The following is a 317-nucleotide window of genomic DNA, read 5'->3' as shown; positions in this document are numbered from 1 at the left end:
ATCTACTTCATAGCCTTGTTGCTTGAGTGATTGACAAAGATACTCTCTAGTATCCTTGTCATCTTCGATCACCAATACTTTCACTTAGACTGTCCTTATTTATGCTTCTTGTTCTTCATTACTGGGATTTCTTCACCAGTGGCAACATTAATCAGAAGCTTTTGTTTGCCTTGCTCAGTGCTCACTAGCTCGACCTCATAAAAGACGATGCCTTTTTTGTTTTCAAGCTCGACTTCTAAAGCCTTAGCAGAGTATTTCTCTTCGAGCTCGGTCAGCTTTTTCAGAATATCAAATTCGGCCTTTTGCACTTGTTCAAT

Annotated in this window: 1 pseudogene; it reads right to left on the bottom strand. The window is 39.4% G+C overall.

Features of this window, described 5'->3' with window-relative positions:
* Positions 1 to 95 precede the first annotated feature (95 nt).
* Positions 96 to 317, bottom strand: a pseudogene (locus AB4585_RS24845) (PepSY domain-containing protein); the annotation flags it as partial.

Origin of the sequence: Vibrio sp. 10N.222.49.C9, from assembly GCF_041474985.1 — a bacterium.
Lineage (GTDB): Bacteria > Pseudomonadota > Gammaproteobacteria > Enterobacterales > Vibrionaceae > Vibrio > Vibrio crassostreae_C.
This window is presented reverse-complemented; position numbering and strand designations above follow the sequence as displayed.